The following is a 16,069-nucleotide window of genomic DNA, read 5'->3' as shown; positions in this document are numbered from 1 at the left end:
CACCACCACCTCCTCCTCCTCCTCCGGCCGTGCCGCTTCGCGACCGCCTGCCAGCACCCATTCGCAGCCTGATCTTTGGTGGCAACGTGTTGGTCAAGCTCGGTGTGCTGATCCTGTTTCTCGGTTTGGCGTTCTTGCTGCGCTACACCGCGGAGCGCGTGACGGTGCCGATCGAATTGCGCTACGCCGGCGTGGTGTTGGTGGGCGCCTCCCTGCTGGCGTTGGGCTGGTTCCTGCGCCGCAAACGCGCGAGTTATGCGCTGATTCTTCAGGGTGCAGGCATTGGCGTTTTCTACCTCACGACGTTAGCCGCGATGAAGGTCCACGAGTTGTTGCCGCCCACGATCGGCTTCGGCTTTCTATTCGCGGTCGCTGTACTCAGTGCCGTACTGGCCGTGGCGCAAAACGCGCCGGTGCTGGCCATCGTGGCGGCGCTGGAAGGTTTCGCCGCGCCGGTGCTCGCATCGACCGGCAGCAACAACGCGATCGGGCTGTTGAGCTACATGCTGGTCCTCGACATCGGCATTTTTCTGGTCGCCTGGTTCAAGGCCTGGCGGCTGTTGAACCTGATCGGTGCTGTCGGCACATTCACTCTCGCGAGTGCGTGGGCACAGCGGTACTACACGCCCGACCAATACGGCACGGTGCAAGTCTTTCTGATCGCTTTGTTCGTGCTGTTCGCAGCGATTGGTTTGCTGTTCGCTCGTCGAACCTTGTTCGAAGCACCGCCCGACGACAAGCTGCCGCTTGCCGAGCGCGCGGTCGCGACGCTGCGGCGTGTCGGTCGGGTCGACAGCGCGCTGGTGTTCGGTGCACCCATGGCTGCTTTCGGCCTGCAGTATCTGATGACGCGTCAGTGGGAGTTCGGTGCTGCTTTCTCTGCGCTTGGCTTCGGTGCCTTCTATCTGTCGCTGGGCTGGGTCGTTTTTGTCAGCCAGCCGCGTGGTCTGCGCCTGCTGGCCGAGGCCTATGCAATCGTCGGCGTGATCTTCGCGACACTGGCCATCCCGCTGGGTCTCGAAGGTCAGTGGACCGGCGCGACGTGGGCAATCGAGGCGGCGGGGATGTATTGGCTGGGCGTGCGGCAGGCGAGACCCTATGCGCGGGCGTTCTCGTTCGCGCTTCTCGCAGGCTCCCTTGTGCAACTGCTGCGCGCAACGTCGGTCGATGGCGCTGCCGGACACCCCTTGCTGCACGGAAGTTTTCTCGGGCCGCTGATGGTCTCTGCTGGCGTGTTCACCAGCCTGACATTGCTTCGGCGCGCCCGGTTGCACGAGCTGCTGAACTGGGAATCTCGCGCCGGCAGCGTGCTGCCGTGGGTCGGCATGGCCGCTCTCGCATTGCTACCTTGGCAAACGCTGACGCCGCCATGGGCGGCCACGGCCAGCTCGCTGCTCGCGTTGGCGGCCTTCGCGCTCGGCCGGCGTCGCGGCATGGCGCCCCTGCAGCCGGTGGCGCTGGTCTTGCAGGCACTTGCCGCCGTTGCTTTCGGCCTCGCCATTCACGCTCACGAAATGGGCGAAGCGGGTGGGCCGCTGCTGCAGGGGCCTTTCGTCGCGGCGCTCGGCCTTGGCGCCAGCATCTTGATCACGTGGCTGCTTCAGCGCCCGGTTGCGCGGTCGAACCCTCAGCCGTGGGACGTGGCAACCGGGCTGGCATTGCCCTGGGTCGGCATGGCCGCGCTGACGCTGGGGCCGTTCATGCTGCTGCCCCAACCCTGGGCCGCTGTGGCGACCGGGCTGATGGCGCTTGCGGCCTATGCCATCGCGCTGCGTGCCTCGCTGCAGCCGCTGCGCCTCATCGCGTTTGCGATGCAATCGCTGACGGTGCTGGTGTTCGCCACCTCACTGCAAATCGGTGCTGAAGGCGCCTCGCTGCTGGCTGGCAGTGTCGGCGCTGCCGCATGCATTGGAGCCGAGCTCTTCGCCATGTGGGCGTTGTACCTGCGCGCTGGAAAGCCCACCGATTCCGGGAGCGATGACTGGGAAGCCATCGCCAGCACAGGCCTGCCTTGGGCTGCCATGGCAGCTTTCACCACGGTGTGCTGGCTGACTCTCACGGCGCTGTGGGCGCCCGCTGCTGCCGCGTTGCTCGCACTGCTCTGTTTTGCGGCGGGTGTGCGCTGGATGCTGTTGCCGCTGCGCCCGATCGCCCATTCGATCCAGGCGCTTTCGGTCGTCGCGCTGATCGCCGGCCTGCAGCCTGGCGCTGCCGATGCCGCCGCATTCGCGAGTGGCTGGCAAGGCACGGCAGCGGCCGGCCTGGTCGCTTTCAGCCTGCTGGCCACGGCGGCCTGGGCGATGTGGCACGTGCATCGCGATGCATTGGTCGCTGGCACGCCGCCGCGCTGGTCGATGCTGCAGGTCGTCAGCCTGCTTGCCGGTGTCAGCCTGCTGCACATGGCGATGTTGTTCGGTGTCGATCTGGCACACGCTGCACTGATCTGGCCGTTTACCGCGGCCGTCGTGCTGTGGCTGTCTCTCCGCATGGCGCACCGTCCGCTGGCGGTGCTGGCAATGGTGCTTCACTTCGTGGCGGCGATGCTGTTCGTCGGTACCGCTGCGTCATGGGACGAAGTCCGACCGGCGTTTGCCAATCTTGGATTCTGGACGCCGCTCGCATTGGGCTCGACCGCCTTGGTCGCCGCAGACTGGCTGCGTGCACAGGCACGCTACGCAGCGCTTGCACGGAACACCGACGCCGCTGCGGCGGTCGCGCGGTGGGCCAATCACTGGTGTGTCCACGCACCCGTGCTGTGGGCTTCGTTGCTCTGGGGTGCGGGTTGGTGGATCGCTGCCACCATGGGCGAAAGCGTGCGCGTGCTGGCTGCGCAAAGCCAGTGGGACCGCGTACCGGCCGCTATCGTCGGCGTGATGTTGCTGAGCTCGATGGTGGCCAGCGTTGTGGCTGCGCGGCGCGACTGGCGACAGCTTGGTCAGATCACCGTGCTGACCTTGCCGATGTTCATGGCCGCTGCGCTGATCGGCCTGCCCTTCGGCGTAACGCCGCCCTCGACCGGGTTCGGCTGGCTGGCCTGGCCGCTGGCGTTGCTGTGGCATGTCCGGTTGCTGCATGCGCAACGCCGCTGGCTGCAGCCTGCATTGCAGCGCATCCTGCATGTCGCAGGGCTCTGGTTCTTCTTGCTGATGGCTGCGCGCGAGTGCCAATGGCAACTTGGCAATCTGGGCGACGCCTATTCGGCATGGCCGCTGCTGGGTTGGGTGCTCGTGCCGGTCATCGTGCTGTGGGCGTTGCGCTTTCGCCTTTTGCTGTCGCGCTGGCCGCTCACCGAGTACCGGAGTGTCTACCTTGAATTCGCGCTGCAACCGGTGGCGCTCTGCCTGCTTTGCTGGTGCTGGGCGACCAACGTGCTGAGCGCGGGCGACGCTGCGCCATTGCCATTCGTTCCAGTGCTCAACCCGCTCGAAATGGCGCAGTGGCTGGTGTTGGCTGCGCTCGTAATCTGGTGGAAGGCACTGCCGGCCAGTGCCGACATGCGGTTGCCACCACCTTGGGCAAAGGGCGTTGCCGCGCTCACGGCGTGGGCCTTGCTGACCGGCGCGGTGCTGCGCGCATGCCATCACTACGCCGATGTCGCGTGGAACCTGAACGCGTTGTACCTGTCGACCCTGACCCAAGCCGCGTTGTCGATCGCCTGGGCGATCTGCGGCGTACTCGCGATGGTGCTGGGCAACCGCCGGGGCACGCGCATCGTCTGGATGGCGGGTGTCGCGTTGCTGGGGGTGGTGGTGTTCAAGCTGTTCTTCGTCGAGCTGGCGAATCAGGGCAGCTTGTTTCGCATCGTCTCGTTCATCGGCGTGGGCACCTTGCTGCTGCTGGTCGGCTACTTCGCGCCGGTGCCGACGCTGCGGCGCAGCGCACCGGTCGAGGTGCGGGCATGATTCAATCCCGACGGTTCACCGCCGCGCTATCGCTCGCGCTGGCGCTGCCATTGGCACTTGCGCTGGCACTGACCACCGCAAGCTCTGCGCATGCACAAAGCCCGATCACGCTGCATGGCAACGGCCCTTTTTATCGTCTCGAGCTGCCGCCTGCCCTGCATGGCCTCGCGGCCTTCGACGATTTGCGCGACCTGCGCGTGCGCAACGGTGCCGGCCAGGCGGCGCCCTTCGGCTGGCTTGATGGCGAGGCTGAAGCCGCGCAAGCCGTACCCGCTTCGTCGCGTGCGCCGCTGTTCGCGTCGCCGTCCGCATCGACAAGTGCCTCGGGCGGTACATCCACCGCGCCCGCCGACGAATTGCTCTTGCTCAAGATGCGCCCCGACGGTTCGATCGCGTTGGCCAGGGTGGGCGCCGCGCCGTCGGCTGCTAAGGCTGTTGCGCTGCCTGCCCCGGTTGCCGAATGGGTGATCGACGCCAGCCAGGTCACCGGCGCATTGGTGCAGATCCGGTTCGAGCTGGCGGCCGGCCCGATGGGGCTGTTTCCGTACACGCTCGAAGGCAGCGACGACCTGCGGCAGTGGCATCGGCTCGGCGCCGACGATCAACTGGTGCGACTGCGCCACGGCGAGCAGACCATCGAAAGACTCGCCGTAGAGCTCGATCAGGTTCGCACGCGGTTTTTGCGCCTGCGTTGGCAGAACCCTGCGCTGGCACCGCAACTGAGTGCGGCCTGGCTCGATAGCGTCCAGCAGCCGGAACGCTCGGTGCCTGCCATTGCCTGGGGGAACGAGGTCCGGCCTGCTGCCTGCGGCGTCGATTTCTGCGACTATCCAGCACCGCACGGCCTTCCTCTGCAGAGTCTGCGCATCGTGCTTGGTCAGGCGAACACACTGGCGCCGGTTCGCCTGTCGAGCGTGGCGGAGCTGAGCTCAGCCGTAGACCAGCGGCGGGCTAGTCCCCGCAACGCGCTCTTTGTGCTGCGACATGGGCTGCACGCGTCGCGGGAGCCGAGGGGCCGTTTCGGTGAAACGCCTGCTGCCACCGAAACGCTGCTGGCCGACACCACGGTGTTCCGCCTTAATCAGCCAGCCGGCGAAGCGCGATCGTCTGCCATCCCGATGGACGGTGGCGTACACACCCGGCTGCGCCTTCGCACAGATGGTCCGATAGCGGCCCTTGGCGCCAGCCCGCCATCGTTGCTCTTCGGCGCACGTCCGCGCGCGCTCGTGTTCCTGGCGCAAGGCCAGCCGCCTTTCGTCTTGGGCTGGAACGCCAATGCACAAGCTGCACTTGACGGGCCCGGTCCCTTGCCGCTGGCGCAGTTGATGCCGGGCTACCAGCCTGGCCGCACGCCGGCGCTGGATGGAGCGAGCGTGACGTTGGCACTGGGCCCAACAGTGGCGGTGCCCGCGATGCCTGCCGTTGTCGAGACGGAATCGAAAGTAGAGCCCGCACCGTCGTCGCGCAAGCTCTGGCTATGGAGTGCGCTCGGTGTCGGTTTGCTCTTGCTGGGCGGGATGGCGTGGTCGCTGCTGAGCGGACTCAAAGCGCAAGCCGTAGAGCCCAGAATCGAGCCGGACACCGGGCCGGCGGCGAAGTAGCCGCGTTCAGTCGGTATCGAAGCTGTCCCTGAAAGTGAACCACGTCGAGCTGAGCGACATCGCCGCCAGGATCAGCGCACTGCCGACCATCATCGCGCCGCCGACGGCCGAGGCGCCTTCGCCCATTCCCATGCCACCGAGCGCGACCAGCAGCGTTGCCATCAAGCCGAGCACGATGCCGCCGATGAGGAACACGCCGAACCATGCCAGGCAGAACATCGCATAAGCGCTGAAGTTGCGAAACAGCGCGACCAGGCTGAAGAACAGGCTCTTGACCGGTTCGACGCTGTGCCAATGCACCAGCGCCGGTGCGTGCCACATCGCAAGCGAGAGTGGCAGGTTGAGGCACATCACCAGCACGCGCGCTGTCTGGAACTGGGCGCTTGCGGCAGCCTCGGGTGTGATGTCGGCGTCGAGCAGGTAGACCCTGGCCAATTGGCCGCCGTCGACCAGGATGGACAGCAACACGGCCGCCACGAAATACGCCGCCGAGATCACGCCGAGCACCAGCATCGGACGCCACTTGCTGCGCATCGCAGCGAAGGCCGCGATGAACATGGCAGGCGCGGTCGGCTTCTGCGTGTCGTTGATGTACGCGACAGAAGTCGCGACCATCAGCCCCAGTGTCATGAAGGGCAGCAGCACGGGCGCGAGCAAGCTGCCAAGCAGCGGCACCTGGGAAACGGCCGAAATCGCCGCCATGAAGAGGAAAAAAAGAGAGACGAAGGCCAGCGGTTGCCGCCAGAAAGTCCGGAGGCCGAGCTTGACCCATTCGGCGCCGGTGCGGGCCGGCACGATGTGAAGTTTCATTGTTTCGAGGTCAGGCGGTAGCTGCGGCGGTTTGTGCCGTCGCGGGCGCTTCCACCGAAGTGAAGATCGGAATAAGAGCCGGAGTCGGGTCTGCTGCAGATATCGGCATCTGCAGCGCGTCGGGATGCCGCGCGCGCTGGCGCAGCACCCGCTCGAAGTGGGTCGGGTCGTGCGGCTTGAGCATGCTGGCTTCGCGCGGCAGGTGGTAGTCCCACAGCCGCGATATCCAGAAGCGCAGGGCGGCCGCGCGCAGCAGGGCGGGCAACAACGCGCGCTCCGGGCCGGTGAGCGGCCGTACGGTGGCATACGCGGCCAACAGCGCATCGGCCCGCGACGCATCGTGCTCGCCGGTGGGAAGGTCGATCGCCCAGTCGTTCAGGCACACGGCCAGGTCGAACAGCCAGGTGTCGGTGCCGGCGAAGTAGAAATCGAAAATGCCCGTCAGGCGTGGTGCGCTGCTTTGGCCGTCGCTGAATTCGCCGTCGCTGCATTCGCCATCGACCCCGGTAGCGAACATCGCGTTGTCGCGGAACAAGTCGGCGTGCACCGGTCCGCGTGGCAAAGCGGCGTAGCCCGACGACTCGGCCACATGGTTCTGGTACGCGAGTTCGCCGCGCAGCAATGCGGCCTGAGAGGCTTCGAGGTACGGCAGCACCACAGGCGCCGTGTCGTTCCACCATGCGAGGCCACGCAGATTGGGCTGCAGGCGGTCGAAATCGCGTCCGGCCAGGTGCATTCGCGCCAGCATGCGGCCCAACTCGGCGCAGTGGGCCGCCGTGGGCGCGAGTTCGCTCTTGCCGGCCAGTCGTTGCACCACGGCGGCGGGCTTGCCGTTCAGGGTGTGCAGCAGCGCGCAGGGTGCGATCGATGGCACTTTCAACGCCTGGGTCTTGGCTTGTGCACCGAGTGCAGCAACGACTCCAATGGCGCCGGACACCACAGTCGGATCGGCAGCAGGCGCCGGCACCGGAATGCCGCGCTCGGCCAGATGCTTCATAAGGCAAAGGTAATACGGCAACTGCTGAAAACCGAGCCGCTCGAACACCGTGAGGACGTATTCGCCCTGTTCAGTGGTCGCGAAGTAGTTGGTGTTCTCGATGCCGCCTTCGATGCCGCGCAGCTCGCGCAAGGCACCGAGCCCTAAGCGCCGGACAAGCTCGTCCGCGGGGTCGAATCCGACTTCAGTAAAGACCGCCACGGCGCCAGGCGTTCAGAACTTGAGGACGTTCCAGACGCGCGGCCCGTTGCCGTTGGTGTTGCTCGCGTCGTTGTTGCCGGGGCCGGATCCACCGGTTCCAGGTTGCAGCACCTCGTAGCCCGGCATGTTCGACTTGGGCTTGACATTGATGCTCTGCGTGCGGCCGCCATAGCGCACCTCGTCGACCGTGGCGCTGCTGTCTTCGACGTGGATGTTCTCGATCTTCTGGTTCTGCCGAGGCGAGGACTGCTCCTGGCTTTGCGCGGCGTCGGGGGCGGCGGGTGTCGCAGGTGCAGCGGCTGCCGGGGTTTGCGCCACCGCCATGGTCGCCAGGCCGAATGGCACTGCGCAGAGCACGAGGGCGACGGCGCGGCGGGCGAAGGAGGAATCGGTGGAGAACATGTATGTGATTGTAGGTGGCGTGTGCCCCCCCCAGTTGTAAGCAGGTGACATCGGCCGATGCCGAACCGGGGCCTCGTCGATGCGTCCGCCGCACGCGGCAAAATGGTGAGATGACAGACAAGAAAACGCTGCTGCTCGTCGATGGTTCGAGCTATTTGTACCGCGCCTTCCACGCCATGCCGGACTTGCGCGCCGTGCCGGGCGACCCGACCAGTCCGGCCACCGGGGCCATCCGCGGAATGATCAACATGATGCAGGCACTCCGGCGCGAGGTGCGCGCGGACTACGCCGCCTGCGTGTTCGACGCGCCCGGCAAGACGTTCCGCGACGACTGGTACCCCGACTACAAAGCGCATCGCTCCCCGATGCCGGACGATTTGCGCAGTCAGGTGCCGGCCATCCACGAGGTCGTGCAGCTGTTGGGCTGGGCGGTACTCACCGTGCCCGATGTCGAGGCTGACGACGTTATCGGCACGCTGGCCCGCACGGCGGCGCGGCAGTCGATCGAGGTGGTCGTGTCGAGTGGCGACAAGGACATGAGTCAACTGGTCGACGAGCACGTGACCATCATCGACACCATGAACGGCAAGAAGCGCGACGTGGCCGGGGTGACGGCCGAGTTCGGCGTGCCGCCGCACCTGATGGTGGACTATCAGACGCTGGTAGGCGACACGGTCGACAACGTGCCCGGCGTCGACAAGGTCGGACCCAAGACCGCCGCCAAATGGCTGATGCAGTACGGCTCGCTCGATGAACTGCTGGTGCATGCCGACGAGATCAAGGGGCAGGCCGGCGAGAACCTGCGCAAGGCGCTCGACTGGTTGCCGCAGGGCAAGCGGTTGGTGACCATCCGTACCGATTGCGATCTGGACGGCCACGTCACCGGCCTGCCGTCGTTGGCCAGCATCGCCATCGGCGAGCAGCAGGTCGACGGCCTCAAGACCTTCTACAAAAAGTACGGCTTCAAGGGCTTGGTCAGGACGCTGGAAACGCATGCCGTGCCACCCGAACTGATCGCTGAAAACAAGCAGCGCAAGGGCGGTAAAAGCATTGCTGAAAGCAACAACGGCGACCTGTTTGCAGAGGGACAAGCATCGGGGGAAAGTTCCGTGCTCGACGCCAACGCGCTGGCCGAACCGGTCAGTAACCTGGCCTACGACACGATCTTGAGTTGGGAACTTTTCGACAGCTGGCTGGCGCGCGTCGAAGCCGCCGAACTGGTCGCGGTAGACACCGAAACCACCTCGCTCGACGCGATGCGCGCCGAAATTGTCGGCGTCAGTTTCAGCGTCAAGCCCGGCGAGGCCGCCTACATTCCGCTGGCCCATAACTACCCCGACGCACCGGCGCAACTGCCGCGCGACGAGGTGCTGGCGCGCCTCAAGCCCTGGCTTGAAAACGGCGCTAAACAGAAGCTCGGCCAGCACGTCAAATACGACCGCCATGTTTTTGCCAACCACGGCATCGAAGTGCAGGGCTACGCGCACGACACCATGCTGCAAAGCTACGTGCTTGAAGTGCATCGGCCGCACGGCTTGGCCAGCCTGGCCGAGCGCCACCTGGGCCGCAGCGGAATCGACTACGAAGACCTGTGCGGCAAGGGCGCGCATCAGATTTCGTTCAGCCAGGTCGACATCGCCAAGGCCGCCGAATATTCGTGCGAAGACTCGGACCAGACGCTCGATGTGCACCGCGTGCTGTGGCCGCTGCTCGAAGCCGATGCCAAACTGCGCTTCATCTATGAGCTGGAAATGCGCAGCAGCGAATCGCTCTACCGCATCGAGCGCACCGGCGTGCTGATCGACGCGCCGATGCTGGCCACGCAAAGCCACGAACTCGGCTTGCGCATCATGGCGCTCGAAACCGAAGCTTATGAACTCGCGGGCCAGCCCTTCAACCTCGGCTCGCCAAAGCAGATCGCCGAAATCTTCTTCACCAAACTCGGCCTGCCGGTGGTCAAGAAGACACCGAGTGGCGCGCCCAGCACCGATGAAGAGGTGCTCGAAAAACTTGCTGAAGACTTTCCGTTGCCGGCCAAGATCCTGGAGCATCGTGGCCTATCCAAGCTCAAGGGCACCTACACCGACAAGCTCGGCCAACTCGCCAACCCGCGCACCGGCCGCGTCCACACGCACTATGCGCAGGCCGTGGCCGTGACGGGTCGCCTCAGCAGCAACGATCCGAACCTGCAGAACATCCCCGTCAAAACCGCCGAGGGCCGGCGCGTGCGCGAAGCCTTTGTGGCGCCGGCCGGTAGCGTGATCGCCAGCGCCGACTACTCGCAAATCGAGCTGCGCATCATGGCGCATCTGAGCAGCGACGAGTCGCTGCTGCGCGCCTTTACCGACGGCATCGACGTGCACCGCGCCACAGCCGCCGAAGTCTTCGGCGGTACGCCCGAGCAGGTGTCGAGTGAGCAGCGCCGCTATGCCAAGGTCATCAACTTCGGCCTCATCTACGGCATGAGCAGCTTCGGTCTGGCGCGCAATCTGGGCATCGAGACCAAGGCAGCAGCCTCGTACATCGAGCGCTACTTTGCGCGCTATCCGGGCGTGAAGGCGTACATGGACGAGACCAAGCTCACAGCCAAGGCGCAAGGGTATGTCGAGACCGTGTTCGGTCGGCGCCTGTACCTGCCGGAAATCAACTCACCCAATGGCCCGCGCCGCGGCGGCGCCGAGCGCGCGGCCATCAATGCGCCGATGCAAGGTACGGCGGCCGACCTCATCAAGCTGAGCATGGTTGAGGTGCAGCGCGTGCTCGACGCCGAGGAGCGTGCGACGAAGATGATCATGCAGGTGCACGACGAGCTGGTGTTCGAAGTGCCGGAGGCAGAAGTCGATTGGGTACGCACCGAGGTGCCGAAGATCATGGCGGGGGTCGCGGTGCTCAAGGTGCCGCTGCTGGCGGAAATCGGCTTCGGGTCGAACTGGGACAAGGCGCATTGATGCAAGTTGCATTGATCGATCGACATCGCCGCGACCTTGAGCGCGCGGTTGCTCGGCCTATATGGTGGCAAGGACGGGGCATCCCGCTTGACAGCATTGATAAGATGAAAGCTGCTTCGGCGACTGGAACTGCGGGAGCCAAAACTTCCGAATTTGCCGTGTTCCCGGAAGCCGGCCACGCGGTTCATGCGGCATACCGGCCGATTTATATGCAGGGCCGGCGGAAAGCCGATGGAAGCGCGACGTGGCGCGGTTCAAGGCGCACGGCGTGACCTGACGCCGTCGACTTTTCGGTCCGATCGACTATCGAAGCCGTCCCTCGGGGCGGCTTTTTTTATTTTTAGAAGAGCCATGAACCTGATTGCAATCATCGCGGCGACGCTGGTCTCCGGCATCGGCAGCGTCTGGCTGGCCGCTTTGCTGATGCGCGTCGGCGTGCGGCGCGACGCTGGCGGCGTCAATCCGCAGCACCTGTTGAGTCTTGCCGCCGGCGCGCTGCTCGCGACTGCCTTCATGCACCTGCTGCCCGAGGCCTTCGAAAGCGGCATCGAGCCGGCGGTGCTGTTCGCGGTGCTGCTGTTCGGGCTCGTGTTTTTCTTTCTGCTCGACAAGGCGGAGCTGTGGCACCACGGGCACGAGCATCACCAGGCGGATGCGAACGTCCATGATCACGGCGATCACAGTCATGACCATTCGCATGGGCACGACGACACGCACGACCACGGACGTCCTTCCAAGGCCGGCGGCTGGGCCGTGCTCACGGGCGACAGCGTGCACTGCTTCGGCGACGGCATCCTGATCGCCTCGGCGTTCACCGCGGACTTGAAGCTGGGCCTAGTGGCCGCGGTGGCGGTGCTGGCGCACGAAGTGCCGCACCACATCGGCGACCTGGTCGTGTTGCGGCAGAGTTCGCCCAACCCGCGTGCTGCGCTCCTCAAGGTGTCGCTCGCCGGCACCATGACCGCGCTCGGTGGCATCGTCGGCTGGTGGCTGGTCGACCAGCTTCACGCGTGGCTGCCGTACTTTCTGGTGCTGGCCGGCAGCAGCTTCGTCTACGTCGCGCTGGCCGATTTGATTCCGCAATTGCAGCGGCGCTTGCCGGCGCGCCAGACGGCGGCGCAAATCGTGTGGCTGGTGGCGGGGATCGTGCTGGTCACGCTCGTGAGCCGACTGGCGCACGGCGAGCATGCGGGTCATGGCGATCACCAGGCGCATGGCCATGAACAGGGTGCGGTGCGGTTCCTGATGCCCGATGACATCGCACTCGCACGGCCTTTTCCGACATCGATTCTTCCCCGCGGCTGAATCGCCAAAGTCGGCCGGCGGGTGCACTATGCGCCCACGTGCTTCGATTTCTGAAGCCGCAGTCAAAGGAGAGCCGAACATGCCCAACGTGGACCCCACCCGCCGCTCTGGCGAACCCACCGACATCCCCAAAGACGCACCGTTGCTCGGAGAGGAATTCGATTCGCCGGAGAACGAAGGCATGGACGAGCTTGAAGAAGAGACGGGCCTCGACCTGAGCGAGGCGAGCGGGCTCGACGCCGACAACGTGCCCTCGGACGAAGAGAGCGATCGGGTGCTGAACGCGCCGGACTGAGCGACCGGTGCCTTCGGCCACAAAGGCGCGGCGCCGTCAACGCACCGAACCAGGCGGTCTTGGGATACCGCAAACGCTCGACGAATTGGGCAAGAGCCGTGCCGGCGCAGCGGCTGATGTTGTGCCGAGAGCAATGGCCGGCACCCTCTGCCATGGCCGGTGCGGCGGCTTCGGCACCTTCCGATCCTGCAGGTGATCCCGGCATACGTCGTCGGCGTGGGCGTGCGGCCGGAACGCGTGCGCCCCTGCGGCCCTGAGGCGAGTTCGCGCGGTCGCGAGATGCCATCGGCTTGCCGCGCTCTTTTCGGCCCGACCTGCATCGCTAGCGCGCTGCCAACGAAACGCGGTTCTGCGAGCGAGGGCACTGTCGGTCAGCGATTCGGATCGTCAGGGCGGCCACCCGGAGGCCGCCCTGCGGCACGTACCTGTTGCTCCTGCGCGCGGCGTTGTTGCTGAGCTTGCGCTTGCTGCTGTGCCTGCTGCTGGGCTTGTTGTTGCTGTTGTTGCGCCTGCTGCTGTCGCTGCATCTGAGCTTGTTGCTGTTGCTGTTGCTGCTGCTGCTGCTGCTGCTGCTGCTGCTGTTGTTGTTGTTGTTGTTGTACCTGAGCCTGCTGTGCTTGTTGAGCCTGCGCCTGTTGCTGGCGGGCCTGGGCTTGCGCCTGCTGTTGCTGTTGCTGTTGCGCATGAGCTTGGGCCTGCCGTGCCTGTTGCGCCTGAGCTTGTTGTTGCCGTTCCTGAGCTTGAGCCTGTGTTTGTTGTGCCTGGGCCTGCTGCTGACGCGCTTGAGCTTGTTGGGCTTGTTGCGCTTGCTGTGCCTGCGCTTGCTGCTGATTCACCTGAGCCTGCTGACGACGCGCTTGCTCCTGCTGCTCTTGCTGTTGGCGTGCCTGCGATTGTTGAGCCTGCGCTTGTTGTGCTTGCTGAGTCTGAACCTGCTGCGCCCGTTGACCTTGTTCTTGCTGGCGGCGTGACTGTTCTTGCGCAGCCTGTTGCTGTTGCTGTTGCTGTTGCAGTTGGCGCTGTTGTTGTTGTTGTTGTTGTTGTTGTTGCTGCGCCTGCTCCTGCTGTTGCTGTGCTGCCTGCTGCTGGCCTTGTTCGCGCCTCGCCTGATCCTGTTGTGCCCGCTGAGCTTGTTGCTGCTGGACCTGCTGCGCTTGCTGTTGATTCACCTGCGCCTGCTGGGTCTGCTGTCGACGTACCTGCTCCTGTTGGCGAAGCTGCGCTTGTTGTGCTTGCTGCTGCGCTTGCGCTTGCATCGCTTGTTGCTGTTGCTGCCCTCGTGCTTGCTGTGCCTGTGCCTGTGCCTGTTGCGCTTGCTGCGCCTGTTGAATCTGCAACTGCTGTTGGGCCCTTTGCTGATTCTGCTGGGCTTGCTGGACCTGCTGCTGCTGTTGTGCGAGCGCTTGAGCTTGTTGAGCCTGCTGTAGCTGCATCTGCTGCGGTCCGCGTGCGCTGCTGCCGCCCGCGAACTCGGCGCGCGGAATATAGGTCGACTGGTTGTAGACCACGGCCGGCCGGTCGAAGCCGCGAACGCCTTGCGGTCGATTGCCACCGCGGTAGGTGTCAGGGCGTCCCCAGTTCATGCCCCACGAGTTCCAGCCCCAGCCGTGGCGCTCCAGCGCAGAGCCGACCACCACACCCAGGCCAAAAGTCACCGCACCCGCCGCGGCGATCTGCCCATTCGAATAGCGAGGATCGCGCTGTTCGACGTACACCGGCGGCGCGTAGGCATACCCTGGGTAAGCCGCGACCGGCTCGCCATAGATGACTTCCGGGTCGTAGCTCGGCACGTAGACCACGTCGGGCTGCGCGGGCTCGATGGTGATGTACTGCGGCGGCGGCTCGATGACGGCCGGTCCGGCGTAATAAACAGGGGCGTTCGGGTCGGGCGTGTAGTTGCTGGGCGCCGATGCGGTCGCCACGCGCAGCTTGGGCGTGCTTCTTAGTTGACCTGCACGCGATGCGCGCTGACGCATGACCTGGATCGCATTCATCACGTCGTCCGGGTCGTTGTAGTAGGCCTGCCCCAGGGCGGTGGTCCATGGCAGGTTCTTCGCCATCTGGTCGAGCACGCGCTTGAATGCGGTGAGCGACTTGATGCTCGGGTCCCAGGATTGCCGCTCGGCGGCATCGGCCAGCGGACCGGCCTTCAACCCACCGTTCTGCACAATCCACGCATCGGCCGCAGTGACCTGGTCGGGGTAGGTCGAGCCGGCCAATACCTGCGCGACAAGCTTGTCCGGATACAGCGCGATGGGCGCGACCATTTGATACAGCTGTTCGGCGCCGGGAGGCATGTAGGCGGGTGCTACGGGTGCGGTAACGGGCTGGGCAACTATGGACGGTGCCGGCGTTTCGACCGCGGGCGTGGCCGCAACCACGGGCGCGGCGGCCGGTGCCGATGTGCTGCCAATCTTGTCGCATCCGGCCAGCATCAACGCCGGAATGCAGAGTGCTGCGATGGCGGTCTTGGCGCTTTTGAAGCCTTTTGTCAGGCCTGAAGGGGTTTGGTACATGGAACGCTTTCTGAAGAGCGAGGTGCTCCCCAATCAACGTCCACCCTAGCGCGCTCGCCGACGCAGGATGTGACAGTGGGTATCGGCGGCGCCTGTCGTTCAACGCCTTCTTTTCAATGGCTTTGCAATCCGTTTCAATGTCGACAAGACAGCTTTACGGTGCGGCGCCATGGCGCGTCGGCAGGCCCGGCGTATTGCTCCATTCGCTCCAACTGCCGGCGTACAGGCCGGTCGGACCCAGCCCGGCAATTTCCATCGCCAGCAAATTGGGCAGCGCGCTCACGCCGCTACCGCAATGGTGAATGACGGTGGCGGCGTCTCGGCCGGCAAGCAACGCTTCGAATTCCGCCCGCAGCTGGGCCGCCGGTTTGAACTTGCCGTCGGGGCCGAGGTTGTCGCTGAAAGGCCGGTTCAACGCGCCCGGGATATGGCCGGCAATCGGGTCGAGTGGTTCGACCTCGCCGCGATATCGGGCACCGGCGCGTGCATCGATCAACGTCCGTGATCCGTCGCCGAGATGCGCCACCACTTCAGCCGTTTGGACCAGCGCAAGGCGCGGCGTACTCGCGACAAAGTTGGACTGGAAACGCGCCGGTTCTTCGCGATCGGTCACCGCACCCCCTTCGGCTTGCCATGCCTGCAAGCCGCCGTCGAGCACAGCCACCGCGTCATGGCCGATCCACTTCAACATCCACCACAAGCGGCCGCAGTAGTTGGCGCCGTTGCGGTCGTACACGACAGCCTGCATGTCGTCGCGGAAGCCGACGCTCGACAACCAGGACACGAATTTCTCGCGGCTCGGCAAAGGGTGGCGCCCGCCCGACGACGGTTCGCCTTCGTCGTTCGCGACCAGCACGGTGCCGTCGCTGCTCGGGGCGCCGTGCGGTGCGCTCAGGTCGGTATCGAGGTTGGCATAGACCGCACCGGGAATGTGCGAGGCGCGGTACTCCGCAATGCCTGCCTCGGGCTGCATCAGTGCGAAGGTACAGTCGAAAATCATCATCGCTGCGCCCGCTTTTTGCAGTGCTTGCGTTTGCTCGACGGAGATCAGGGTGGCGTACATAAAAGTCCTTCGCTCTTCTTCAACTTCTT

General features: G+C 65.1%; 10 protein-coding genes and 1 pseudogene. 6 read left to right on the top strand and 5 right to left on the bottom strand.

The window, feature by feature from the left end; genetic code table 11:
* The first annotated feature begins 29 nt into the window (after positions 1 to 29).
* Positions 30 to 3,902, top strand: a complete 3,873-nt coding sequence (locus QN413_RS15365) for a DUF2339 domain-containing protein (RefSeq protein ID WP_323497439.1) — start codon at positions 30 to 32, stop codon at positions 3,900 to 3,902.
* A complete protein-coding gene (locus QN413_RS15360) occupies positions 3,899 to 5,503 on the top strand; it encodes a DUF3999 family protein (RefSeq protein WP_323497438.1) in 1,605 nt (534 codons plus the stop codon). Before QN413_RS15365 ends, QN413_RS15360 begins: the two co-directional genes overlap by 4 nt.
* Before the next feature lie 6 nt (positions 5,504 to 5,509).
* On the opposite strand, the gene QN413_RS15355 is transcribed toward QN413_RS15360, so the two are convergent.
* From QN413_RS15355 to QN413_RS15345, 3 genes are read right to left on the bottom strand one after another with little or no spacing between them, the layout of a single operon-like run.
* Positions 5,510 to 6,313, bottom strand: coding sequence for a BPSS1780 family membrane protein (locus QN413_RS15355; protein WP_323497437.1), 804 nt, complete (start codon positions 6,311 to 6,313; stop codon positions 5,510 to 5,512).
* A 10-nt stretch (positions 6,314 to 6,323) separates the two neighbouring features.
* Complete coding sequence (locus QN413_RS15350) at positions 6,324 to 7,511, bottom strand: homoserine kinase (protein ID WP_323497436.1); 1,188 nt, start codon at positions 7,509 to 7,511, stop codon at positions 6,324 to 6,326.
* 12 nt (positions 7,512 to 7,523) lie between these two features.
* Entirely contained in the window at positions 7,524 to 7,913 is a 390-nt protein-coding gene (locus QN413_RS15345) for a hypothetical protein (RefSeq protein WP_323497435.1), read from the bottom strand.
* Between the two features lie 110 nt (positions 7,914 to 8,023).
* On the opposite strand from QN413_RS15345, the gene polA reads away from it, so the two are divergent.
* The 4 genes and pseudogenes from polA (at position 8,024) to QN413_RS15325 (ending at position 12,461) form a co-directional block, all read left to right on the top strand.
* Complete coding sequence (polA, locus tag QN413_RS15340; protein WP_323497434.1) at positions 8,024 to 10,861, top strand: DNA polymerase I; 2,838 nt, start codon at positions 8,024 to 8,026, stop codon at positions 10,859 to 10,861.
* Between the two features lie 18 nt (positions 10,862 to 10,879).
* Positions 10,880 to 11,138 (top strand): annotated as a pseudogene (locus QN413_RS15335) (dienelactone hydrolase family protein); the annotation flags it as partial.
* A gap of 74 nt (positions 11,139 to 11,212) precedes the next feature.
* A complete protein-coding gene (locus QN413_RS15330) occupies positions 11,213 to 12,166 on the top strand; it encodes a ZIP family metal transporter (protein WP_323497433.1) in 954 nt (317 codons plus the stop codon).
* Between the two features lie 79 nt (positions 12,167 to 12,245).
* Positions 12,246 to 12,461 carry a hypothetical protein gene (locus QN413_RS15325; RefSeq protein WP_187055154.1) on the top strand — a complete coding sequence of 72 codons (216 nt, stop codon included), beginning with the start codon at positions 12,246 to 12,248 and terminating at the stop codon, positions 12,459 to 12,461.
* A gap of 371 nt (positions 12,462 to 12,832) precedes the next feature.
* Here QN413_RS15325 and QN413_RS15320 read toward each other — a convergent pair whose 3' ends face one another.
* Positions 12,833 to 14,977, bottom strand: coding sequence for a DUF3300 domain-containing protein (locus QN413_RS15320; RefSeq protein ID WP_323497432.1), 2,145 nt, complete (start codon positions 14,975 to 14,977; stop codon positions 12,833 to 12,835).
* A 154-nt stretch (positions 14,978 to 15,131) separates the two neighbouring features.
* Positions 15,132 to 16,040 carry a sulfurtransferase gene (locus QN413_RS15315; protein WP_323497431.1) on the bottom strand — a complete coding sequence of 303 codons (909 nt, stop codon included), beginning with the start codon at positions 16,038 to 16,040 and terminating at the stop codon, positions 15,132 to 15,134.
* Between the last annotated feature and the right edge of the window lie 29 nt (positions 16,041 to 16,069).

The sequence above is a fragment of the Variovorax sp. LG9.2 genome (genome assembly GCF_035018885.1).
Lineage (GTDB): Bacteria > Pseudomonadota > Gammaproteobacteria > Burkholderiales > Burkholderiaceae_C > Variovorax.
This window is presented reverse-complemented; position numbering and strand designations above follow the sequence as displayed.

Coding starts and splice junctions, on each gene's coding strand:
- QN413_RS15360 (WP_323497438.1), top strand. CDS start 3,899: ATGATTCAATCCCGACGGTTCACCGCCGCGCTATCGCTCGCGCTGGCG.
- QN413_RS15355 (WP_323497437.1), bottom strand. CDS start 6,313: ATGAAACTTCACATCGTGCCGGCCCGCACCGGCGCCGAATGGGTCAAG.
- QN413_RS15345 (WP_323497435.1), bottom strand. CDS start 7,913: ATGTTCTCCACCGATTCCTCCTTCGCCCGCCGCGCCGTCGCCCTCGTG.
- polA (WP_323497434.1), top strand. CDS start 8,024: ATGACAGACAAGAAAACGCTGCTGCTCGTCGATGGTTCGAGCTATTTG.
- QN413_RS15330 (WP_323497433.1), top strand. CDS start 11,213: ATGAACCTGATTGCAATCATCGCGGCGACGCTGGTCTCCGGCATCGGC.
- QN413_RS15325 (WP_187055154.1), top strand. CDS start 12,246: ATGCCCAACGTGGACCCCACCCGCCGCTCTGGCGAACCCACCGACATC.
- QN413_RS15320 (WP_323497432.1), bottom strand. CDS start 14,977: ATGTACCAAACCCCTTCAGGCCTGACAAAAGGCTTCAAAAGCGCCAAG.
- QN413_RS15315 (WP_323497431.1), bottom strand. CDS start 16,040: ATGTACGCCACCCTGATCTCCGTCGAGCAAACGCAAGCACTGCAAAAA.